Origin of the sequence: Mesorhizobium sp. M0140, assembly GCF_040322475.1 — a bacterium.
Classification (GTDB): Bacteria; Pseudomonadota; Alphaproteobacteria; order Rhizobiales; family Rhizobiaceae; genus Mesorhizobium.
The window spans coordinates 60,839-82,678 of record NZ_JAMYTM010000012.1; the positions used below are offsets into that span (position 1 = coordinate 60,839).

Annotated in this window: 23 protein-coding genes; 15 read left to right on the forward strand and 8 right to left on the reverse strand. The window is 61.3% G+C overall.

Going from position 1 to position 21,840, the window contains the following annotated elements:
- Positions 1–14: 14 nt before the first annotated feature.
- Genes NKJ37_RS14570 through NKJ37_RS14590 form a run of 5 tightly spaced genes read left to right on the forward strand, consistent with a single transcriptional unit; the run spans position 15 to position 5,524 of the window.
- The gene (locus tag NKJ37_RS14570; protein ID WP_502901997.1) at positions 15–1,544 is read left to right on the forward strand and encodes an ABC transporter ATP-binding protein; all 1,530 of its coding nucleotides are present in this window, start codon (positions 15–17) and stop codon (positions 1,542–1,544) included.
- The gene (locus NKJ37_RS14575; RefSeq protein WP_352440749.1) at positions 1,541–2,581 is read left to right on the forward strand and encodes an ABC transporter permease; all 1,041 of its coding nucleotides are present in this window, start codon (positions 1,541–1,543) and stop codon (positions 2,579–2,581) included. The genes NKJ37_RS14570 and NKJ37_RS14575 overlap by 4 nt, the downstream gene beginning before the upstream one ends.
- On the forward strand, positions 2,569–3,555 hold the full coding sequence (locus tag NKJ37_RS14580; RefSeq protein ID WP_352774176.1) for an ABC transporter permease: 987 nt from the start codon (positions 2,569–2,571) through the stop codon (positions 3,553–3,555). The genes NKJ37_RS14575 and NKJ37_RS14580 overlap by 13 nt, the downstream gene beginning before the upstream one ends.
- Before the next feature lie 11 nt (positions 3,556–3,566).
- Positions 3,567–4,580, forward strand: a complete 1,014-nt coding sequence (locus tag NKJ37_RS14585) for a nucleoside hydrolase (RefSeq protein ID WP_352609974.1) — start codon at positions 3,567–3,569, stop codon at positions 4,578–4,580.
- A gap of 8 nt (positions 4,581–4,588) precedes the next feature.
- Positions 4,589–5,524 carry a nucleoside hydrolase gene (locus NKJ37_RS14590; RefSeq protein WP_352774178.1) on the forward strand — a complete coding sequence of 312 codons (936 nt, stop codon included), beginning with the start codon at positions 4,589–4,591 and terminating at the stop codon, positions 5,522–5,524.
- A gap of 183 nt (positions 5,525–5,707) precedes the next feature.
- On the opposite strand, the gene NKJ37_RS14595 is transcribed toward NKJ37_RS14590, so the two are convergent.
- Genes NKJ37_RS14595 through NKJ37_RS14615 form a run of 5 tightly spaced genes read right to left on the reverse strand, consistent with a single transcriptional unit; the run spans position 5,708 to position 10,172 of the window.
- The gene (locus NKJ37_RS14595; RefSeq protein ID WP_352584256.1) at positions 5,708–6,247 is read right to left on the reverse strand and encodes a prepilin peptidase; all 540 of its coding nucleotides are present in this window, start codon (positions 6,245–6,247) and stop codon (positions 5,708–5,710) included.
- 1 nt (position 6,248) lies between these two features.
- Positions 6,249–6,791 carry a tetratricopeptide repeat protein gene (locus tag NKJ37_RS14600; protein WP_352584254.1) on the reverse strand — a complete coding sequence of 181 codons (543 nt, stop codon included), beginning with the start codon at positions 6,789–6,791 and terminating at the stop codon, positions 6,249–6,251.
- Between the two features lie 53 nt (positions 6,792–6,844).
- Complete coding sequence (locus NKJ37_RS14605) at positions 6,845–7,765, reverse strand: type II secretion system F family protein (RefSeq protein WP_502895170.1); 921 nt, start codon at positions 7,763–7,765, stop codon at positions 6,845–6,847.
- A gap of 47 nt (positions 7,766–7,812) precedes the next feature.
- Positions 7,813–8,784, reverse strand: coding sequence for a type II secretion system F family protein (locus NKJ37_RS14610; protein ID WP_352584250.1), 972 nt, complete (start codon positions 8,782–8,784; stop codon positions 7,813–7,815).
- Positions 8,784–10,172, reverse strand: a complete 1,389-nt coding sequence (locus NKJ37_RS14615; protein ID WP_352584248.1) for a TadA family conjugal transfer-associated ATPase — start codon at positions 10,170–10,172, stop codon at positions 8,784–8,786. Before NKJ37_RS14615 ends, NKJ37_RS14610 begins: the two co-directional genes overlap by 1 nt.
- Positions 10,173–10,702: 530 nt before the next feature.
- Between NKJ37_RS14615 and NKJ37_RS14620 the strand changes: the two genes are divergently transcribed.
- The 10 genes from NKJ37_RS14620 (at position 10,703) to NKJ37_RS14665 (ending at position 18,866) form a co-directional block, all read left to right on the forward strand.
- Positions 10,703–10,915, forward strand: coding sequence for a Flp family type IVb pilin (locus tag NKJ37_RS14620; RefSeq protein ID WP_352584246.1), 213 nt, complete (start codon positions 10,703–10,705; stop codon positions 10,913–10,915).
- 89 nt (positions 10,916–11,004) lie between these two features.
- Entirely contained in the window at positions 11,005–12,045 is a 1,041-nt protein-coding gene (gene cpaB / locus NKJ37_RS14625) for a Flp pilus assembly protein CpaB (protein ID WP_352584244.1), read from the forward strand.
- A 54-nt stretch (positions 12,046–12,099) separates the two neighbouring features.
- A complete protein-coding gene (locus NKJ37_RS14630) occupies positions 12,100–13,542 on the forward strand; it encodes a type II and III secretion system protein family protein (protein ID WP_352774181.1) in 1,443 nt (480 codons plus the stop codon).
- The gene (locus NKJ37_RS14635) at positions 13,529–13,819 is read left to right on the forward strand and encodes a hypothetical protein (RefSeq protein ID WP_128302625.1); all 291 of its coding nucleotides are present in this window, start codon (positions 13,529–13,531) and stop codon (positions 13,817–13,819) included. Before NKJ37_RS14630 ends, NKJ37_RS14635 begins: the two co-directional genes overlap by 14 nt.
- A 68-nt stretch (positions 13,820–13,887) precedes the next feature.
- On the forward strand, positions 13,888–15,411 hold the full coding sequence (locus NKJ37_RS14640) for a TadE/TadG family type IV pilus assembly protein (RefSeq protein WP_352774183.1): 1,524 nt from the start codon (positions 13,888–13,890) through the stop codon (positions 15,409–15,411).
- A gap of 7 nt (positions 15,412–15,418) precedes the next feature.
- The gene (locus NKJ37_RS14645; RefSeq protein WP_128302627.1) at positions 15,419–15,913 is read left to right on the forward strand and encodes a TadE/TadG family type IV pilus assembly protein; all 495 of its coding nucleotides are present in this window, start codon (positions 15,419–15,421) and stop codon (positions 15,911–15,913) included.
- A gap of 41 nt (positions 15,914–15,954) precedes the next feature.
- Positions 15,955–16,542, forward strand: coding sequence for a TadE family protein (locus NKJ37_RS14650; protein ID WP_352584239.1), 588 nt, complete (start codon positions 15,955–15,957; stop codon positions 16,540–16,542).
- A complete protein-coding gene (locus NKJ37_RS14655) occupies positions 16,539–17,702 on the forward strand; it encodes a CpaE/TadZ family protein (RefSeq protein ID WP_352774186.1) in 1,164 nt (387 codons plus the stop codon). The genes NKJ37_RS14650 and NKJ37_RS14655 overlap by 4 nt, the downstream gene beginning before the upstream one ends.
- Positions 17,686–18,276 (forward strand): L,D-transpeptidase, encoded by a 591-nt coding sequence (locus NKJ37_RS14660; RefSeq protein ID WP_352774188.1) that lies wholly within the window; start codon positions 17,686–17,688, stop codon positions 18,274–18,276. Before NKJ37_RS14655 ends, NKJ37_RS14660 begins: the two co-directional genes overlap by 17 nt.
- A complete protein-coding gene (locus NKJ37_RS14665) occupies positions 18,273–18,866 on the forward strand; it encodes a hypothetical protein (RefSeq protein WP_352609950.1) in 594 nt (197 codons plus the stop codon). The genes NKJ37_RS14660 and NKJ37_RS14665 overlap by 4 nt, the downstream gene beginning before the upstream one ends.
- Positions 18,867–18,910: 44 nt before the next feature.
- On the opposite strand, the gene NKJ37_RS14670 is transcribed toward NKJ37_RS14665, so the two are convergent.
- The 3 genes from NKJ37_RS14670 to NKJ37_RS14680 form a co-directional block, all read right to left on the reverse strand.
- Positions 18,911–19,444, reverse strand: coding sequence for a hypothetical protein (locus NKJ37_RS14670; protein ID WP_352555009.1), 534 nt, complete (start codon positions 19,442–19,444; stop codon positions 18,911–18,913).
- Between the two features lie 59 nt (positions 19,445–19,503).
- Positions 19,504–20,418 carry a carbohydrate ABC transporter permease gene (locus NKJ37_RS14675; protein ID WP_128302633.1) on the reverse strand — a complete coding sequence of 305 codons (915 nt, stop codon included), beginning with the start codon at positions 20,416–20,418 and terminating at the stop codon, positions 19,504–19,506.
- Between the two features lie 113 nt (positions 20,419–20,531).
- Positions 20,532–21,827 (reverse strand): extracellular solute-binding protein, encoded by a 1,296-nt coding sequence (locus NKJ37_RS14680; protein WP_352760879.1) that lies wholly within the window; start codon positions 21,825–21,827, stop codon positions 20,532–20,534.
- Between the last annotated feature and the right edge of the window lie 13 nt (positions 21,828–21,840).

Below are 21,840 nucleotides of genomic sequence, written 5' to 3' on the forward strand. Positions count from 1 at the left end.
ACAGCAATGCCGCGATGGCCGTCGAGTTGACTGGCATCACCAAGCGTTTTGGCGCATTCGTCGCCAATGACGGCATCGACCTTGCGGTCCGCTGCGGCGAGATCCACGCCATCATCGGCGAGAATGGTGCCGGCAAGACGACGCTGATGAACATCCTGTTCGGCCTCTTGCAGCCGGACGAAGGCTCGATCCGGCTGAACGGTGAAGAGATCGTGATCGCCGACCCGTCCGTGGCGATAAAGGCCGGCCTCGGCATGGTTCACCAGCATTTCAAGCTGGTTCCCTCGCTCTCGGTTGCCGACAACGTCTTTCTCGGTATGGAAATCCGTCGCCATGGGCTGATCGACCACGCCGCACAAATTGCGCGCACGCGCGACCTGTCGAAGCGCTTCGGCTTGCAGGTCGATCCGACCGAGCGCGTCGGGCTGCTCTCGGTCGGCATAGAGCAACGCATCGAAATCCTGAAGGTCCTGGTGCGCGGCGCGCGCACCATCATCCTCGACGAACCGACCGCCGTGCTGACGCCGCAGGAGAGCCGTGAGCTGTTCCAGACGCTGCGCAGCTTCGTGGCCGAGGGCATGACGGTGATCTTCATTTCGCACCACCTGGAAGAAGTGATGGAAGTGTCCGACACGGTGACGGTGCTGCGCAATGGCAGGAAGGTGGCGACCCGGCCGACGGCCGAGCTCAGCAAGGACGAGTTGGTGCACATGATGGTCGGCCGCGAGGTCAGCTTCGACCGCCGGGCGCGTGCGTCGCTGCACGGCGACGTGGTGCTCGAAGTCAAGGACCTGTGGGCGCGCGACGATCGCCTGCTGCCGGCCCTTCGCGATGCCAGTTTCACGGTCCGCTCCGGCGAGGTGGTGGGGATCGCGGGTGTGGCCGGCAATGGGCAGACAGAGCTGGCGGAAGTGCTTTCGGGCCTGCGACCGGCAAGCCATGGCGGGGCGTGGCTGAAGGGCCGGAATCTCACCGCTCTCTCCCCCGCCGCGATCCGCCAGGCAGGCCTCGCCCATGTTCCAGGCGACCGCATGGTGCGCGGGGTCGATCGCAACGCTTCGATAGCGGCCAACACCCTGATGGGCCGCCAGCATCGCGCGCCATGGAGCCGCGGCGGCATGCTCAACTGGAATGCCATAAATCAAAACGCCGAAACGCTGATCAAGGACTTTGATATTCGCGCGCGGGGACCGGGCGATGCCGTCAAGCGGCTTTCGGGTGGAAATATCCAGAAGGTCGTTCTGGCACGCGAATTCACCAATGGCGCCGATTTCCTGCTGATCGACCAGCCGACGCGCGGCGTCGACATCGGCGCCCAGGAGGCCATTCATGACGAGATCATGCGCCAGCGCGCCGCCGGCCGCGCAATCCTGCTGATTTCCGTGCAGCTCGACGAACTGGCCGCCCTTGCCGACCGCATCCTGGTGATGTTCAACGGGCGGATCATGGGCGAGGTCGCTGGCGACGATGCCGACGAGGAGCGCATTGGCATGATGATGGCAGGCGTGGCCGCGCCGGAATTCGCCGCGGAGACCGCATCATGACAGACCATTTGCGTGCCGTTTCCGGCCAGGTCATCGCCATCGGCGTGGCGCTGCTGATGGGCGCGATCATCATCCTCATGGTCGGCGAAAGCCCGTTGCGTGTGTTCATGACGCTGTTGCGCGGCGCCTTCGGCGATCAGGAGAAGATCGCCGGGACCTTGCTGCAGACGACGCCGATCCTGATCTGCGGTGTCGCCGCCTGCATCGGCCTGCGCGGCGGCATGTTCAACGTCGGCATCGAGGGCCAGCTGTTCCTCGGCGGTTTCGCCGCCGCCTGGGTCGGCTTTGCCATGCCCCTGCCCGCGGGCATTCACACGCTGGCCGCGCTGGCGCTCGCGGTCGTGGCAGGCGCGGCCTGGGTCGCCATCCCCGCCTACTTCCGCGCCCGCTACAACACCAACGAGGTCGTCTCGACGATCCTGTCGAACTACGTGGCGGTGCTGCTTACCTCCTATTTCACCATCTTCCTTTTCAAACGGCCGGGCGGCTGGTCGGAGACGCCGCCGATCCTGGCGACTTCCTATCTGCCGGAGATCTTCACCTTTTCGCGGTTGAACTGGGGCCTGGTCATTGGCCTGGTGCTGGCGGTCGGCGCAGCCCTTGTCTTCCGCTACACCAAATGGGGTTACGGCGTCACGATGGTCGGTTCGGCGCCGAAATTCGCCGAATATGGCGGCGTCAACGTGAAACGGCAGGGTTTCCTGGTCCTGCTGCTTTCGGGGGCCGTCGGCGGGCTGGCCGGCGGCGTCGAGACGCTCGGCGTCCATCACCGCTTCATGGAAGGATTTGCCCCCGGTTTCGGCTTCGATGGGCTGATCGCCGCCCTGCTTGCCAATGGCTCGCCTGTCGCCACCATCTTCACCGCACTGTTCTTCGGCGCCCTGCGCAACGGATCGCTGCTGCTCGAGGTCGATACCAGCGCGTCGCGCGAGATCATCACCGTGATCCAGGCGCTGATCATCCTCAGCGTGTCGGCCCAGGTGCTGGTGAGAAAGCGCGGCGACAGCCAGGCAGGGGAGCGGCGATGGAAATTCTAGACAAGCTCATCAACGTCGCGCTGATCGCGGCGACGCTTCGCACCACCGCGCCCATCCTTCTGGTCGCGCTTGGCGGCTCTTTCACCACCAAGGCCGGCATCTTCAACATCGGCCTCGAGGGGCAGATGCTGGTCGGCGCCTTCTTCGCCGTCCTTGGTTCGATCTGGACCGGTTCCGCGCTGGCGGGGGTCGCCTGCGGCGTTGCGGCGGCGCTCGTCTTCGCCCTGGTTTTTGCTGTCCTGGTGGTGAGCTTCAAGGCCAATGAAGTGGTCGTCGGGCTGGCGCTCAACATCCTGGCCGGCGGCATGACGATCTCGCTGATGAAAGCGATCTTCGGCACGCGCGGCTCGATCGTCGGACACGGCATCGTCGGCCTGCCGAAAGTCCAGCTGCCCGGTGCCCGCGACCTTCTCGGCTCATGGGCGCCGCTGATCTCCGGCTTCACGCCGCTCGTCTATGTCGCCTTCATCGCCGTGCCGCTGCTGGTCGTCTGCTACAACCGGACGCGGCTCGGCCTCTATATCCGTGTCGTCGGCGAAAAGCCGGAAGCCGCCGAGGCGCTCGGCATCTCGATCACCCGCGTCCGCTACATCGCGTCCCTGCTGTGCGGATTGCTGGCGGGCCTCGCCGGCGCGCATCTGTCACTCGGCTACATCACCATGTTCACCGAAAACATGTCGTCGGGCCGTGGTTTCATGGCGGTGGCGATCCTGATCTTTTCCAACGGCGATCCGCTGAAGGTGCTGGCCGGCTGCCTGCTGTTCGGCTTCGCGGATGCTTTTTCGCTGCGCCTGCAGACGTTCGGCTATCCCTCCTACCTGGTTCTCACCGTCCCCTATGTCGTTGCGCTGATCGCATTGTTCGCGCTGTCTTACCGGGCGCGCCCGAGGGTTATCGCGGAGACGCTGGAATCGATGCGGAAGCTGCTGTCGGTAGACAAGAACACTGAACCCGGCCGCAAAAATCCCCAGTGAAGGAAGCCTTTATGGAACGCATAATCCTCGACGTGGATTCGGCCGGCGACGATATTCTCGCCGTGCTGTTTGCAGCGGTCAATCCGAGGCTCCGGCTCGAGGGGGTGACCACCGTGACCGGTGCGGCCGGCCCGATCGAACAGGTCACCAACGTCGTCCTCAACACGCTGACGCTCGCCGGGCGTGACGATATCCCGGTTCACGCCGGCGCGTGGCGGCCGATCGTCGGCAACGCCAAGGCCGACATGGAGGCGCCGGTGCATTTCGAAAAGCGGCTTGTCGCCCGTTTCGGCGATCGCCTGAAGAAGTTCAACCCGCCGGCATCGACGCCGGTGCGGCAGGCCACATCAGGACACGCAGTCGATTTCATCATCGGCACCGTCATGGCCAATCCGGGCGAGATCACGCTGGTGACGACCGGCCCGTTGACCAACGCGGCGATGGCGCTGTTGCAGGAGCCGGGATTGACCGCTGCACTGAAGCGGCTGATCGTGCTCGGCGGCAATTTCCAGACGCCGGGCAACATCACGCCCCTGTCGGAGTACAACATCTGGGCCGATCCGGAGGCTTCGCGCATCGTGCTCAACGCCGATGTCGAGAAGATCCTCGTGCCGCTCGACATTTGCGAGGACAACCGCGTCGCCGATTCGATGCTGACACGCGACGACATCGCCGACATGCAGGCCGTCGCGAGGGACAATCCCGTCCTGGAGATGATCGCCGACAGCTTTCCGATCTACATCGACATCTGGCGCGAATTCTTCGACCTCGTCGGCTTCCCGATGGACGACGTGATCACCGTGGCGCTGGCTTTCGATCCCGGCCTGGCGACGATGACCGAGCCGCTGTTCGCCGATGTCGTGCTCGACGGCAGGCTGGCGCGCGGCCAGACCGTCGCCTATCGCGGCCGGCAATTGCTGCCCGGCGGCGGGCCCAAAACCACCCGCATCTGCACCGGCCTCGACGGTCGGCGTTTCCTCGACGGCTTCAAGAAAACCATAGCGCGCTACGAGCGGGCGGCGTGAAAGACGACATGATGACCAAGCCAACCCCTATCCTGTTCGACTGCGATCCCGGCCACGACGACGCCATCGCGCTGGTCATGGCGCATCGCTCGCCGGCCATCGAGCTACTCGGCGTCACCACGACCTGCGGCAATGCGGAAGTCGAGAAGACGACCGCCAATGCCTTGCGCATCCTGGAGTATATCGGCGCCGGCGACGTGCCTGTCGCGCAGGGCTGTCACCGTCCGCTGGCGCGCCCGCTGGTGCTCGGCACCGCCGATGGCCCAAGCGGGCTCGAGGGCTCGCCCTACCTGCCGCAGGCGACGATCAAGCCGGTTGACCAGCACGCCGTCGATTTCCTGGCCGACAGACTGCGCGCCGCGCCCGTACCGATCCTGGTCGTTGCGACCGGCCCGCTCAGCAACATCGGCCTGATGATCCTCAAGCATCGAGACGTGCTGCCCAAGATCAAGGAGCTGATCTGGATGGGCGGCGTGTTCTACCGCAAGAGCGAGATCATCACGCCGACCGAGTTCAATGCGTTCTGCGACCCCGAAGCGCTGAAGATCGTTCTGGACAGCGGCGTGCCGATCCTGATGGTCGGCCTCGACGTCACCATGCAGGTGCTGATCGAGGCGCCGCAATATGCCGAACTCGCCACCATCGACACGCCGCTCGGCCGGCTCGTCAACGACTGGCTGCTGTTCTACGAGAAGCTGCACCGCAACTCGATGGGCGTCGGCGGCGCCATGCACGATCCGCTTGCGCTGGCGCTGGCCATCGACCCGACATTGGTGCGCACGCGCCCTGCCCATATCGGCGTCGATCTGTCCGGCACCTACGCCTTCGGCGCGACCATCGCCGATTACTGGGGCGAGCGCGGCGAGAAGGACAATGCCCGCATCGCCCATGGGGTCGACGCGGACCGCTTCTTCAAGCTGATGTTCGATTTGCTGCGGGACTGAACGGAGCGCCGCAGCGCCGGCAGCGTTTCACGATAGGAATCTTTTCTTGACTTCCTGCCCTCAGCTATGGTACATTTTTGTCTATGGTGCAGATTTGCGCCAATGACCCGCCGCACAGGCGGGTTTTTCGTTTGATGCTCCGTCAAATCTCCCTGACAAATTCAGCCGCGTGAGATGTCAGGGTCAGTTGAGCTGGTTGAGAATTCCAGAACTGCTCGCCAGTACCAAACTCCTGTAGATCAGGAACGCCAGCGTACAGATCGCGGCCAGCGCGATCGGCACGCCGAATGGCACCACTCCCTTGCGATCCAGATGCTGCACGACAAGCCGAAAAGCGCCCGCGGGCAGCATGAACGGGTTTTTCACGATCACCGCGGTTGCCAAAGCGAAAACCAGAAGCAGCACTGAAAACACCGCGAGATCGCTGCCGCCGATCAGGAATGGCACGACTGCCAGCAGCTTGACATCGCCGGCGCCGATCTTGCGCAAGGCCCAGAAGGGGAAGAGCGCGACGAACAGCAGAAGTCCGGCGAGAGCGCTCAGCCCCATGTCCCACCACGAGCCGGACTGGAGCGACAGCAACAGCAGGCCCCCGGCGCCCAGGCAGAGCAGCAGCAGCACGTCGCGATTGGAAATCTTCTGGGTGGTGAAATCGAGCCAGCCAATCCTTGCCAGCAGAGGGATGGCGAGCACCTTCAGCAGCAGCGCCTCGACCAGCAGCATGCTAGCGCTCGACGTTCTGCACGCTTGACGACAAAAGCTTCAGATTGTTGGCGACGGTCGGGTCGTTGGGCGCCAGTTCGTAAGCCTTGAGGAAGTTCGAGCGCGCATCCTGCAGCTTGCCGCGCAGCAGGTAGGAATAGCCGACATTGTTGTAATATTCGGGCGTCGCGCCGACCAGCTTGAACGCCCTGGCATAGGCCTTGTCGGACAGGTCGAAGCGGTGGATCCGGTCGGTGCAGGCGGCCAGCCCCATCCAGGCGTTACCATCATTGGGCGCCAGTTGCGTCGCCTTGAAGAACAGCGCGCCGGCATTGCCGTAATTCTCGGCACGGAACTGGTTCTTGGCTTCGGCGACAGCCTGGTCCGAGGCATAGTATTCGACATCGCTGACCGTCTTCAGCCCGTCGAAAGCATCGCCAAAAGACGTCAGGTCGCCTTTCGACGGTTCGTTGGTGCGAACGACACCGTCGGTTACGTCCGCCGTCTGGCAGCCGGCAAGCACCGCCATGAGCAGACAGGCCGCGGCCGCGATAACCCTCTTCATAAATTGTGTCCCCTGGCCCCCCGACTCACATTAGGATAAAATCATATAGCAAACTAGAAGAAAATGCCTTTCATCCGGATGATGACCGGCAACATTATCACCATCATAACGACTGGGAAGATGCAGAGGCCCAACGGAATCATCATCTTCACCGGGAGTGCATTGGCGCGCTCCTCGGCACTCAGAATTCTCTGACTGCGCATTTCGGCGCTATAAACACGCAGGGCATCGGTAAGGCTGGTGCCGAGTTCTTCCGATTGCCGGAACAGCACCGCCAGTGCCCTCGCCTCCTCAAGACCGATGCGATCGGCGAGTTCCCGTAGTGCCTCCCGCAACGGCTTGCCGGCACGCAGTTGCAAATTCATGATCGACAGCTGTATTCCCAGCCATTTGTGGGTGGCAGCCATTTCATGACTGACACGTTCGACCGCCGCCTCCAGGCTCATACCGGCATCGGCGCAAGTGATCATCATGTCCATGAAGTCGGGAAAGGCACGGCGATAGATTCGTTTCTGACCGTTCTCGAAGCGATCGAGCATGATGCTCGGAATCACCATGCAGGCCAGGCCAAACAGAGCAGATCCAGCAAAGGTTATGAAACCTGGCAGTTGTGGCGGAAGTATCCGAGACAAAAGCGCATAGATGGCCAAAAACCCCAGGCAGACCGCGACCAGACGGGACAGAGTATAAAGCAGTGGCGCGCTTGATTTATAAAAGCCGGCGCGAAAGAGCTTCGCTTCCAAAGCATTTGGCTCATCGCGTTCCTTCTCGATCGACTTGAAATATGCGTCGACCGGCCGCTGCGCCGCAACCTTGGCAAGCACGTCTTGTCCAAGCATGGACCGGCGGTCTGTAATTCCCTCCCCTATCAAGCTCTGCGCGACAAGCTTTCGTGTTTGCAGAGCCGGCAAGAAGACAAGCGCACCGAACAGGAAAAAGGACGCCGCCGCCGCAAATACGACGATAGACACCAAGAAACCAATATCCTGAATATATGGAGACAAGTTATTCTTCGCTCCTGTCAGAAATCGAAATTCACCATCCGATACATGATAAAATCTCCTAGCAGAGCCAACATCCCGAATAATGTGAAGATTGGGAATATTAGTTCGTCGTGCCACACGCCCCCATAATAAGATGGGGAAATTATTTGGAGGACCGCGAACATAACGAGGGGGAACAGTGATATGACCCAGGCCGACACGCGCCCCTCGGCGGAAAGCGCCCGGATTTTCATTCGAAGCTTCTGCCTTTCGCGGAGTACAGAAGACAGGTTGGACAAAATTTCGGTCAAATTACCGCCGGTCTTGGCCTGGATCGACAGCGACACCGATAGCAGTTGAAGGCCCTCGAAGCCGACACGCTGCGAAAGCTTTCGCACGGCCTGCTCGATGCTGAGACCGAAGGTGATCTCATCGGAGACGATGCCGAACTCGGTGCCGAGCGGATCCGGCATTTCGCGCGCGACCAGACCGATGGCGACCGAAGCGGGGTGTCCGGCGCGCAGCGAACGAACGATCATGTCGAGCGCATCCGGCAGTTGTTTGGCAAACTTCTGAATTCGTTTGTTGCGGGCACGCCGGAGGACGAGAAGCGGCAAGACGAGCCCGACGACCAGAAAGACAATGAGCGATGCCAAGGTGGAGACATTGAAAAGGAACGCCAGCAGCAACGCCATCGCCAGCCCCGCAAACAGGAACGTTGCGGCGAAGGTCAGGGGATTTCCGGTAATGCCGGATTGGGTATAGAGCCTGTTCAGCCAGACCATGCCGAAAAGAAAATCGCCGGAGTCCGTGAGGCCACGCTCCCGCAGCAATCCCTGTAACGTTTGTTCGGCCGGAACCTCGCCGGCGAGCCGCCTCAGGCGGCGATTGACTGCCATGGACCGGGAGCGGCGGCCGGCAAAGGAAAGATAAAGGGCTTCGCCGGCGAGAATGAGTGAAGCCGCCGCAAGCATATAGATGAAGTAGAGCAGAGCTTGACCGGTCGGCATCAGAGGGCAACCTGCGGGTTGAAGGCGTCCTTGGCGAAATGATGACCAAGCGTCGCGGCCTCCGGAGCGAAGCGCGGACGGACACCGGTTGCGCGAAAATCTCCGATGACCTTGCCCTCGGCTGTAACCTCACGGCGGACGAAATGATAGATTTCCTGGAGCTGCACGACATTGCCCTCCATGCCGGTCAGTTCCGATATGGAGGTGACACGCCGGCCGCCGTCCGAAAGACGCTGTGTCTGCACGATGATGTCGATGGCCGACGCGATCTGCGCGCGGATTGAATCATGCGTCATCGGCATGCCGGCCATGCCCACCATCTGCTCCAGCCGCGAGATCGCATCGCGCGGCGTGTTGGCATGGATGGTGGTCATCGAGCCTTCATGGCCGGTGTTCATCGCCTGCAGCATGTCGAAGGCTTCCTCGCCGCGCACCTCGCCGACGATGATGCGGTCCGGCCGCATGCGCAGCGCGTTCTTGAGCAACTCGCGCTGGCGCACCTCACCCCGACCCTCGACATTGGGCGGACGCGTCTCCAGGCGCCCGACATGCGGCTGCTGCAATTGCAGTTCGGCCGCATCCTCGATGGTGATCAGGCGCTCCTTCGAGGGGATGTAACTCGACAATGCATTGAGCAAGGTGGTCTTGCCGCTGCCGGTGCCGCCTGAAACCAGGATCGATTTGCGCGCCTGCACGGCGATCCGCAACAATTCGATCATCGGCGGGCGGATCGAATTGAACGCCATCAAACGCTCGAGTGAATATGGATTTTTCGAGAATTTGCGGATCGACACCAGGGGACCGTCGACCGAGACCGGCCGCACCGCGATGTTGACGCGCGATCCATCTTCCAGGCGGGCATCGACCATAGGCGACGATTCATCGACACGCCTGCCGATGGCCGAAACGATCTTGTTGATGACGCGCAACAGATGCGCCTCGTCGCGAAACCGGATCGGCGTTTCTTCGACAATACCACGCCGCTCTATGAAAACGCGCTTGTGGGTGTTGATCAGGATGTCGGTAATCGAATCGTCCTTGAGCAGGGGCTCGATCGGCCCAAGTCCCAGCATCTCGTCGGCAGTGTCGCTGGTCAGCAGATCGAGTTCGCGGGCATTGAGCGGCACCGCACGAGCACGAACGAACTCGCGCACGATGGGGCGGATCTCGTTCAGGATCTCATCCTTGGAGGCATTTTCAAGAGCGGTCAGATTGAAGCGATCAATCAAATGGCGATGAAGCTCGACTTTGAGCGTCAGGAAATCGTCACCATACGATTCGATTTCGGGGGCCGGAGATAGTGCTGGAACAACAGTCAGCGCTGCTGTCGGCTCGGCTCTTGCCTCGACCTTCGGATCGCCTGGTCCCTTGATGAACCGCCCCAGCATAGTCGCTTATACTCCCCTCGGCTGCGTATTAGCGGAAACTAAACGTTAACCAACGACGACACAAGCGCCTGGATGCCCTCCGTACGGTCATTACTTCAGACATAGTTAAGAGCAAGAGCTGGCAATCCCTTGTTTATTTGATGCGGGTCGGCGCTGGGGGCTTCCCCATTTGCCACGAGTTTCGGTTCACCCGGTCCTTGTCGGGAAAGCCCGGCAAGAACTGCCCCCTAACCCCTTAGATATAAAGGAATATGCGTTATGACTAATACTTCCCTAATTCCGCCACATCCGCGGCCAAATTGTGAACGAATGGTTAAGGGAGATTGAAAATTCAAACGAATCAATCCCTTGCCGAGATTCTGCTTTGCAATCTTCTTGCCGAATCAGGTACATGAAAGTTAAGGAACCCTTAATGTCGTTTGACTCTGCGTTTTCTCGGGACCTAGGATCGAGATGACGGGGGATGCTTGGGTATGGATTTCATCTCTTGCTCTGTCTCGTCGGGTTCAAACTCCAAGGGAGAAATTGACATGAACAAGCTCATGACGATGACCCGGCAGTTCCGCGACGATGAAAACGGCGCTGCCATGGTCGAATATTCCATCCTGATCGGAATCATCGCGGTCGCCGCGATTGGTTTCATCATCGGCATTGGCGGGTGGGTAACGGGCCGCTTCACCGGTCTTTGCGCAGCGATGCAAGCCAGCGGCGTCGGCGCCTGCGCTACTGGTGCCGGCAGCTGATCGATAATCCCCAGGCCCGGAATTGACCTTCCGGGCCTGGATTCAAATCGCTGCGGGCGAATTCCCGCGTCTGCTGGGGCTTGGGGTTCATGCGTGCCAACACACTGATCATGATCGTGCTCGCCGGCGTGTTCGGCGTTCTCGCGGTCGTACTTGTCAACATATGGCTCGCTGGTCAGCGAAGCGCCATTGCGCAAACGGGCATCGTCCAAGGCAGCACGGTTGTCGTTGCGGCGATGCCGCTGAAGTTCGGCGATGCGCTTAGCGCAGACAAATTGCGCGAAGTCGCATGGCCTGCTGGTGCGGTTCCGGCCGGGGCGTTCAAGACAACGAAAGACCTGTTAGCAGGTGACGGTGCCAAGCAGGCACTGCAAGCGATCGGCGTCAATGAGCCGATTCTTGCTACCAAGATTACTGGCCCCGGCCAACGCGCCACACTTTCGGCAGTGCTTGGCGAAGGCATGAAGGCCGTTTCCATCCGCGTCAATGACGTGCTCGGCGTTGCCGGCTTCGTTTTCCCGGGCGATCGAGTCGATATTCTACTCACCCGCACGGCGCGCGGCGATGATGGCACGGACAAGAGTTTCGTCGACGTGCTGCTGCAGAGCATGAAGGTGCTGGCCATCGACCAGGTGGCCGACGAAAGCAAGGACAGCCCGACGGTAGTTAAGTCCGTGACGCTGGAGGCCAGCACCAGGGACGCGCAGAAGCTGACACTGGCGGCAGGGGCCGGCCAGTTGTCGCTGGCGCTTCGCCAGGCCGCGGCCAGCAAGGGCGAGACGACGGAACGCGTGACGCTTTCCGACCTGACCGGCGAGACGCCGGCCGATGTCGTCGCCAGGCAGGCGGAGCTCGACAGGAAGGCAGCGGCGGAAGCCGCGGCTGCAGCCGAGCGCAAGCGCGCCGAAGACAAGATCGCCGGGTTGACCCAGGCTGTGGAGAAAGTGGGAAGCCGCCTCGATGAGTTGGGCAAGGTAAAACCGGCGCCGGCTGTGGCAGCTGAGCCGCAGGTGAAAGAAGTTGTCAAGGAAGTGGTCAAATATGTGCAGCCGGAACCACCGGCGCGGGCGACAGTCGGTGTCTTTCGGGGTATAAAGCTTGAAACATATGATGTGCCGCGACAAAAATAACACCGGCATATCAGATACGTGGAGAGCGAATCAGCCGGCGAGGGGGTAGTGTTAATGCGCGTATTTCGGGGATCACTGACCACCGTTCTGGCCTTTTTCTGTGTGTTGCTGTCGTTTAGCTTCGCCGTTCAGGCTGCAGACCGCTTCATCGACGTGTCGACCCCCAGCGTCCACCGGGTTTTCCTGCCGATGTCGCAATCGGTGACGATCCAGGTGAGCGCCAATCTGGGCGACATCGTCGTCGGCGACGAGAAGATCGCCGATGCCCAGCCGATGACCGACCGCACGCTCTATGTCATCGGCAAGGGGGCCGGTACCACCACGGTCAACCTGTTCTCGACGGACAAGCGTTCGCTCGGCGCCCTGCAGATCGAGGTCGGCGTCGATGTCAGCGACATGGCGCAGGCGATCCGCCAGGTGGCGCCAAAGTCGCGCATCGAAATCGGCTCGGTCAACGGCAGGGTCAGGCTTGGGGGCCATGTCAAGGACGGCCCCACGCTGGCGGCGATCCTGGAGGTGGCGCAGCAATATGGACCCGATGCCATCATCAACTCGGTCATCGTAGACGACAGCCAGCAGGTCAATCTGGAAGTGCGCGTGCTGGAAGCCAAGCGCAACGCCGGCCGCGATCTCGGCGTGTCGATCAAAACCACGAACCGCGACGGCTCCACTCAGGTCGGAACAGGCATCGCCGCTGCCGATAAAGACAACGTGATTTTAGGCACTGGAGGATTGCTCAGCAACCTGCTGTCTGTATCCTCTCCGTTTGGCGCACTGCTGACACGCGTCATTGATAGCAACATCAAAGTCGATTTGTACATTGAGGCGCTCGAAGCCAAGGGCGTGGTGCGCACGCTCGCCAACCCCAACCTCACTACGCTTTCCGGCGAGGAAGCCAGCTTCAATGCCGGCGGCGAAGTGCCTATCCGTACTCTCGACAAGGATGGCCAGATAAGCATCGAGTACAAGCAATTCGGCGTCAATCTGATGTTCACACCGGTGGTACTCGACGACGGCAAGATCCACATGAGGCTGGCACCGGAAGTCAGCGACCTGACTGGCTTCACCACCGCCGGCGACCCGATCTTCACCAACCGCAAGCTGGCCACCGTCGTCGAATTGCGCGACGGGCAGAGCTTCGCCGTCGGCGGGCTGCTGTCCAGCAAGACCACCAAGCTTCAGGAGCAGGTGCCATGGCTCGGCCAGGTGCCTGTGATCGGAACGCTGTTCCGCAATTCGAGCAACCAGAAGGAAGAGACCGAGCTGGTTGTCATCGTCACGCCGCACATCGTGCGGCCGGTGAAGCCCGGCGAGCAGCTGGCAACGCCGTTCGACAAGACACGGCCCGCCAACGATCCGGAATTCTTCGTGCTGGGCCAGCTTGAAGTGACCAAGGACATGGTCCGCAAATATGAACTGGGCGAAGGCGTCACCGGCCCCTATGGCCACATGCTCGACTTCAAATCGAAGGACAAGATGCTCTATGTCAAGAAATAGCGCCTTGATCCTCATTCTCTGTGCCGGTGCGCTGTCGGGTTGCGCCGCGGACTATCTGAACCACTATGACACGGTGACCCTGGCCGCCGGCGACACGCAGAAATTCAATTCGATGCTGCAGACGGTCGACCCGCTCAACCCGGCGTCCAGGAACACACATATCGAAGGCGACGGCACGCGCGCCGCACTTGTCGCACGTAACTACAAATTTCCACCGCCACCGCCGCCGCCGCCGGCGATCACGGTCAATGTCGGCGGGTCGGGCGTGACGCAGTGAACTGAACGGAAGGATGCGGAGGGCGCCGGGCATGCGAGGGGCCCTGGCGCAATAGAGAAAGCAAGGTCATGTTGGGGACCATTCGGGCCTTCTGGAACGATCAACGCGGCGTTGCGATGATCCTCGTGGCTATCATGCTGCCGGTGATCATCGGCTTCGCTCTGCTGGCAATCGATATGAGCCGGGCCAACGGACTGCATAACGATCTGCAGAAAGGTGTCGATGCGCTCGCGCTTGCTGTAGCGGCGGAACTGGACGGCAGAGCCGATTCAATCACTCGGGCCAACTTGGCGAAGACCACCCTACTTACCAACAAAACCAAATTCTCTACCTCCGACGATCCCACTTCTCACGATCACACGCTTGGCGTGGCTGATGTGACCGTCACATATCTGACCGGAATACCTGCCGACGACAGCATCGGGTTGAATGCCGCCGGTGTCGACACCAATGGCGTGAACTGGGCAAGCACCGACCCCAAAGCCGTGACATTCTCTCTGGTGACGGTGAACGCTTCCGGCCTGGCGGATGGCCCCGGTGCTTTCGCGACAATTTTTCCGGCCAGCTTTGTCGGCAGCAACAATACGTTCGACATCCGGCCCCAGGCTGTGGCCGGATTTGTCCAGTCGATCTGCGAAACGGTGCCAATCTTCATGTGCAATCCGTTCGAGACGACCGACCCGTTAACCAGCAAGACCATCCAGCAGGCTTTTGCCGCCGGCCTCACCTATAGCCGCGAGTACCGTATTCTCAAGGTTGACTCGAATCCTGGCCCTGGCAATTTCGGGCTGATCGACAACAGCCTGGCCTCACTGCGCGACGCCCTGGCTACCGGTACCGCAGGCACTTGCTATCAACGCGACAAGCTCATCACGAAAACCGGCGTCACCTTGGGTCAGGTCAATGCTGGGCTCAACGTCCGCTTCGACATCTACAGTTCCTCGCTTAAGTCACATGACAAGGACTGGGCATATCGGCCGGCAACCAATGTGCGCAAGGGCGTGGACAAGACCGCTAACTGCAACAAATACACACCCAACACAGACGGAACGGCCATGGCGCTGCCGCCGGGCGATAGCTTCGATTCCGCCACGGGCATGACGAATTCGACATGGGACCGCAGCAATTATTGGCAGATCAATCATGGTGCGTCATATCCCAACGTCCCTAGCACCACCAACCCGACCGGCGCCGCTGTGCCGGCTTCCAGATATGACGTCTATAAATACGAGATCGCGAACGGGCTCGTCGGGGACAAGTCCCTCGCGCCGACAAAGGAAACCGGCGTTCCAGCCTGCTTCAAAGGCGCGACGCCGAACTTGGATCCCGATCGCCGGCTGCTCAACATGGCGATCGTCGACTGCATTGCCAACCGAGCCAAGATCAATGGCCATATCCAGCTCAAGCCGGACGGCTATGCCAGCGTCTTTTTGAACAGCCCGATCCAGAAGCAGGACAACAGCAAGGACGATGAGGACTCCACGGCCGGCGAGAAGCCCATCAGTCTGGAGATCGTCGACGTCGATGGAGGGTTTGCCAACAACACCCTTCTAGACAAAGCATTCCGCAACGAAGCCCAGCTGTATCGGTAAAGTCGACATGACCAGGTTCGGCAAAATCATTGGGCGGTTCCGAGGCGACGAAAGTGGCGCTGCTTTGGTGGAAGTCGCGATTACCGCACCACTCGTGCTGCTGTTATCGGCTGGTGTGTTTGAGTTCTCCAACATCCTGAACACGCGCCTGCTTCTCGAAGCCGGCGTCGAGGATGCGGGTCGCTACATGGCACGATGCAGCAGCGATTGGGATACCTGCAAGGCGCGGGCTCAAAACCTTGCCGCCAATGGGGCGGTCGCTGGCGGTAGCGCTAGGGTGACCGGATGGCTTCCAGCCACAGTTTTGATCACCAAAGCTTTGTCCACGCCGGCGGTCGATGTGGCCACGGGCACGCAGCTTTATCTTAGCAGCACGGCCAATGTCGACGTCGTGGACGTCAGCACGTCCTATTCTTATCCGGGCGTTGGATTCTGGTCGTATCTTGGCTTTGGGGCCCTGACCCTTAGCGTATCCCATCAGGAACGAGTCATTGGATGGTGACGGGACGCACCAAGTTTTGGGCTAACCAGTCTGGAGCGGCAATGGTCGAAATGGCCATTGCAATGCCGCTGCTGTTGACGCTTCTGCTTGGCTTCGTCGATTTCGGCTATGCGTTTTACCAATGGAATGCAGGGAATAAAGCGGTGCAAGCCGGCGCAAGGCTGGCGCAGATTTCTACACCCGTCGCCAGCGGGCTCCTGGCCGAGACGATAACGCAGAGCGATGTAACCAAAGTCGGCACTGCGGTGGCCGCAAACACCTATAACTATATCTGCACGGCCAATACCGCCGGAAGCGTCTCTTGCATTTGCGGCACAGGCGCTACGTGTCAGAACCTCAATGTGAGCCAGGCCGCCTTTGATTTCATTTTCAGCGGCAACAGCAGCCGGGCCGGAATGAAGACATTCCTGCCAATGCTGGCTAAGTCCGAAGTGCGGATACAATATCAGGCGTCCGGTCTCGGCTATTGGACGCGTCCCAGCGGGCCGGTGCCGACCATCACTGTCAGCATCACCAATCATCCCTTCCAGTTCTTCTTCCTAGGCGGACTGCTCGGATTCGGGAACATCACCATGCCCTCCATGCTGAGCACGGTTACGGGCGAAGACCTAAAGAGTACCTGGCCATGAATGCCATCAACACCAAGGTTACGCCGACCAAGCGCAAGCAGGTGGCGCTGTTTTCGTCGGATCCGAATTTCAAGCGCGATGTGGCGACGCGGCTCGATGCGCTGGCGATCTATGATGTCAGGGTTTCCGAGACGAGCGACTTTCTGAAAGGTCCGCCGGCCGAGACGCGCCCGGGCATCGTCATCCTCGATCTCGGCAATGGCGAGCTGCTCGGCAGGCCCGGCATCGTCGAGGCGCGCGCGCTGTGGGCCAGCGTGCCGCTGATCGCGGTTTCCGACGAGCTGAGTTCGGAGCAGACGCGCGTTTTGGTGCGCATGAACGCTTCGGACTGGCTGCACAAGCCTCTCGACGGCAAGGAGCTGCTCAATGCGGTGACCTTCCACGACACCGGCAACCAGGGAACGAAGAGCCGGATCATCACCTTCATCGGCGCCAGCGGCGGCGCGGGCGCCACGACGCTGGCGCTGTCGGCGGCCGAATTCCTGGCTTCGAAATCGGCCGAGCGCGCGGCGTCCACCTGTCTCGTCGACCTGGATTTCCAGAGCGCCAATTGCGGCGCCTATCTCAATCTGTTCAACCAGTTCGACCTTGCCGGCATCATCGGCCAGCCGGAGCGGCTCGATGTCGAGCTGATGGACGTCATCAAGCTGTCGCGCCCGTCCGGGCTCACGCTCTATGCGTTCGAGCGGCCGGAACTGCCCTTCGAGCCGCATGGCAGCGATTTCGTCTTCCGGCTTCTGGACCTCGTCGCCTACCGCTTCGACGACATCGTCATCGACCTGCCCAATCTGGAAACGCCCTGGCACAATTCCGTGCTGTCGACGAGCGACGAGATCTTCATCGTCTTCGAACTCAACGTCGCTTCGCTGCGGCAAGGCAAGCGGCTCTACAAGAAGATCCGCGAGCTGCGCGGCAATGCGGTCTCGATCACGCTGGTCGCCAACAAGCACAAGCGCAAATGGTTCGGGAACCATTTTTCGCGCAGCGAGCTCGAAAAGATCTTCAAGGCGCCGCACATCAAGTCGGTCGCGCTCGACAACGCGCTCCTGACCGACGCGCTGAACAGGGCCATCCCGCCTTCCGAAGTGGATGGGCGCGCGCGCTTCAACAAGGATCTGAAGCGGATGTTCAAAGAGCGGCTCGATGACGCTGCCCGATAGATCTCGGATCGCCCCGAAGCTCGCCGGCGCCTGCGTGCTCGGCGTGGCGCTGGCGCTGTCCGTCCACGACTTCGCCGAGGCGCGATCAGCACTTTCGGAGCGGCCGCCGCTGCCGGCGATGGGACCCAGCCTGCGCAAGGCGGTTGCCTTCGCGACCGCCGAGCAGCCGGGCACGATCGTCATCCGCAAGGACGAGAAGGCGCTCTACCTGGTGACCCGCCAGGGCCAGGCGCTGCGCTACCAGATCAGCGTCGGGCGCGACGGGTTCGGCTGGACCGGAATCGTCAAGGTCGGGGCGAAGACCGAATGGCCGGAGTGGCGCCCGCCGCAGGAAATGCGCGCCCGCCAGCCGGAGCTGCCGAAAATGGTGCCCGCCGGCCCCTACAATCCGCTCGGCGCAAGGGCGCTCTACCTGTCGCGGGACGGGCGCGACACGCTCTACCGCATACACGGCACCAACGACCCGTCGGGTGTCGGCTTCGACGGGACATCGGGTTGTTTTCGTCTCACCAACACGGATGTGATCGATCTTTTCAAACGCGTCGCGGTCGGCGCAAAGGTGGTGGTCCAATGACGATGATCAGCGAACCGGACATGCCGGCGATCGATATCGGAAACCAGGAACAGCGCAAATCGGCTGCCGCCGAGAAACCCAGCAAGGCAAAGACGATCGGCGTCATCGTCGCCGGTGGCGCGCTTCTGATCACCGCGATCAACATGGCGGCCGCGGTCTATCTCTATCGGGGCATGAGCGACCTGCGTTTCGTCGAAGCGCGGCTGGAGCAGCTCGGCGCGTTCGAGCAGCGGATCGCGGCACGGCTCGACACGGTCAACAACGGCTTCCAGAGCCGTTTCGAGAAACTGGACAGCCAGCTGCAAGGCAGCTTCAACGAGATCGATGCCAGCATTGCCCGGTTGGGGCAGAATGCGCCGGTCGCCGGCGGCGAGGCCATGCCGGGTGCGGAAGAACCGTCCGAATTCGCCACCAGCACGCTGGCGCAAGCGCCCGAAGCCCTCGACGGCGAGAGCGCGAGCGAACCCGGCGTCATCGAAGCGCCCGCACCCAGGAAGAGAATCGCATCGGCCTCGCCCCCTGCTCCAAGCTCCAACTACCAGCGCATCCAGCAGCCCGACGGCAAGGTCTATTACCGCCGGATCAACTAGACCCGGCAGAGCCCGGAGCGGGCGGGTTGCAGGTGGCGATCGGTCTAGAGATCGCGCTGCAGCGCCAGGATACGGATGGCCCGGACGGACCGCTCCCGCGCCTCAGTGAGGAAGGCGATGTGGCAGTAGGCACAGGCCACGATGCCCAAAAGCAGAACCAGGCTGTTTTTCAAGGTGAAATCGACGGCCAGCGAATACGGAAGACCCTTGGGCGACGTGAATTCGGCAATCGTGCTCGCCGTTTCCGAATGGCTGCCGACGGCGATCATCAGGCCAGCGAAAATCAAGGCGACGTGGTTGGCGAGGAACGAGAATGCCGACTTTTTGGTGTGGCACGCCACCCAGCAGACGATCGCTGCCGCGGCAAGAATGACGGCGTCGACAGCCATGGAACCACCCAGCCAGACATCGACCTGCTGCCAAAGCACCGTCGACAGAGGGCGCAGTTCAAGCCATAGCCACCATGCGGTGGGGCTGGCTGGATAGGTGCCCAGCAACAAGGTCGCCACGCGCTCCCCTGCCAGGACCGCCAGAATGAGAAACGGAAAGGCGAAAAGCAGAAGCGGCTTGCGTTTCATGTTCCCTCGACAATCTGCAAGCCAGGATAGGCCGTATAGATTGCTCAAGGCTTAACAGCCTACTTCCGGCCCTCTCCCGATTGCGAGCGTTCGAGGACGGCGAAGAAGATCACGGTGAGCAGAAGGACGATCAGCAGCAGCACGAACGCGGCCGCCGCGCCTTCGTTGAGCGAAAGGCCGAGAAAGGCACGGCGATAGGCAAAGAAGCTCAGCACTTCGGTCGCATTGCCTGGCCCGCCCTTGGTCAGGACATAGGGCAGATCGTAGGTCCGGAACTCGTTGATCAGCTGGATGATGATGGTGATCGCCGCGACCGGCCGAAGCATCGGCAGCGTGATGTAGAAGAATTGCTGCCAGCCGCGTGCGCCATCCACTTCAGCTGCCTCATAGGGATCTCGCGGCAAAGCGGCGAGCCCCGCGGCGAGGATCAGCACGACGAAGGACATTTGCTGCCAGATGTCGATCGCCGCCATCGTCCAGAGCGCCATGCCTGGCGTGCCGAGCCAGTCGAGGCGCGGCAGGCCGAACGTTTCCATCAGATGATTGGCGATGCCGAGATTGGGCTGGAGCAGCATGCGCCAGATCAAGGCGACGCTGATCGGCGACATCGCCATGGGAATGGTCAGAATCGCGAAATAGACCGGCTTCATCCGGACCGTCCGGTTGAGCATCAGGGCGATGCCAAGCCCGATCACGAATTCGCCGACAACCGTCACCGCCGAATAGCGCACGGTGAGCCAGAGCGCGTTCCAGAACAGCTCATCGCCGATCATCGAGGCGAAATTCTTGAACCCGACAAGCGGCAGAAGCTGCGGCTTGATCAAGGTCATCGAGGAGATCGAGAGGATGCAGGCATAGGCCAGCGGAAAGCCCATCACGATCGCCAGCAGCAGCAGGCCGGGCAAGGCAAAGGCCCAGCCGGTCCGCCACTCGCGGCCACGGGCAGCCCATCCTTTTTTGATCGCATTGTGCATCGTAGCCGAGCCTTGGTCGGGGTGGCATTGCTGATCTCGTCAAGATCCGGGGTCTGGGCAGGATCCGGCGCGGCTGACACCGCCGCGCCGGATCTCCTTGCCGAGCCGGACCGCTATTTGTCGAGGAGCCCCTGCAGGCCGTCGGAAGCCGCCTTCAGCGCCGCGTCCGATGTCGCCTGGCCGCCAGCCGCCAGCGAGAGCTGGGTACCGAGCAGATCCTCGTATTGCGCCGAATAGGTGAAGATCGGGAACGACTTGCCGGTCGCCACCACATCCTCGGCGGTCTTGTAGAAGGGATATTTCGCCAGCACCGCCGCATCGGTATAGACATCGCTGCGCACGGGCGCGTGGCCCTCGAGCGCGCGCTTCACCGAAACATCCTTGCTCTGCACCCACTGTATGAAGGTCCAAGCGGCTTCCTGCTCTTCCGGCGTCGTGTTCTTGGGAATGCCCCAACCCCAACCGCCGCTTTCGCCATGGCCACCCGGCATCACCGACAGGGCGACCTTGCCGGCGACCGTCGGACACTTCACGGCATCGTCCATCTGCGGCAGCATCCACCAATAGGTGACCATGCTGAAGGCCGAACCGCTGCACATCAGGCGCATGGTGTCGTCGAGCGTCGCCGACACGGCACCCTGCTGGGCGCCGTGCTGGATGTTGTCGACATAGAGATCGAGCGCCTTCTTGGCCTCTGCCGTGTCGAGGCTCGCCTTGCCGTCGGCATTGAGATAGCTGCCGCCGGCGGAGAACAGGTAGTTGGAGAATTCCATGCTGTTGGGATCGCCGCGCTGGCCCTGCATCGCGGCTCCGGCGACGCCTGCATTGGCCTTCATGAATTTGGAAATCGCCACATAATCTTCGAGGGTCGTCGGCAAAGCGAGTTCCTTGCCGGTTGCCGTCTTGTAGGCGGCCTTGAGCTTCTCGTCGCCGATCAGGTCCGTCCGGTAGAGGAGGCCCATTGAGTAGTTGTACATGGGCACCAGGAACAGCTGGTCCTTGGTCCGGCCGAGCAGGTCAAGCGTCGAGGGAATGAAGGGGCTCAGGTCGTATTTGGATTTCTCGACGAAGGGTTTCAGGTCGGCGAGCCAGCCGGCGGCCGGAAATTCGCCGGCCCACAGGAAGTCGACCTCGAGCACATTGTAGTAGCTCTGCGACGCGGTCAGCTGGGACACCAGCTTGTCGTGCATGTCGGGATAGCCGATCTTCTCGAACTCGACCTTGATGCCGGTCTGCTTCTCGAATTCGGGCAACAGCGCTTCGATGATCTTGGTTTCCGGCACGTCTTCCATCAAGGCGTGCAAGGTGATGGGCTCAGCCGCCCTGGCCGGAAGCGATGCGCTGACAACCGCTGCCCCGCTCACGGCCGTCATCAGCATTTTGATCAAGGTCTGCTTGTTCCAAGTCATAACTCTCTACTCC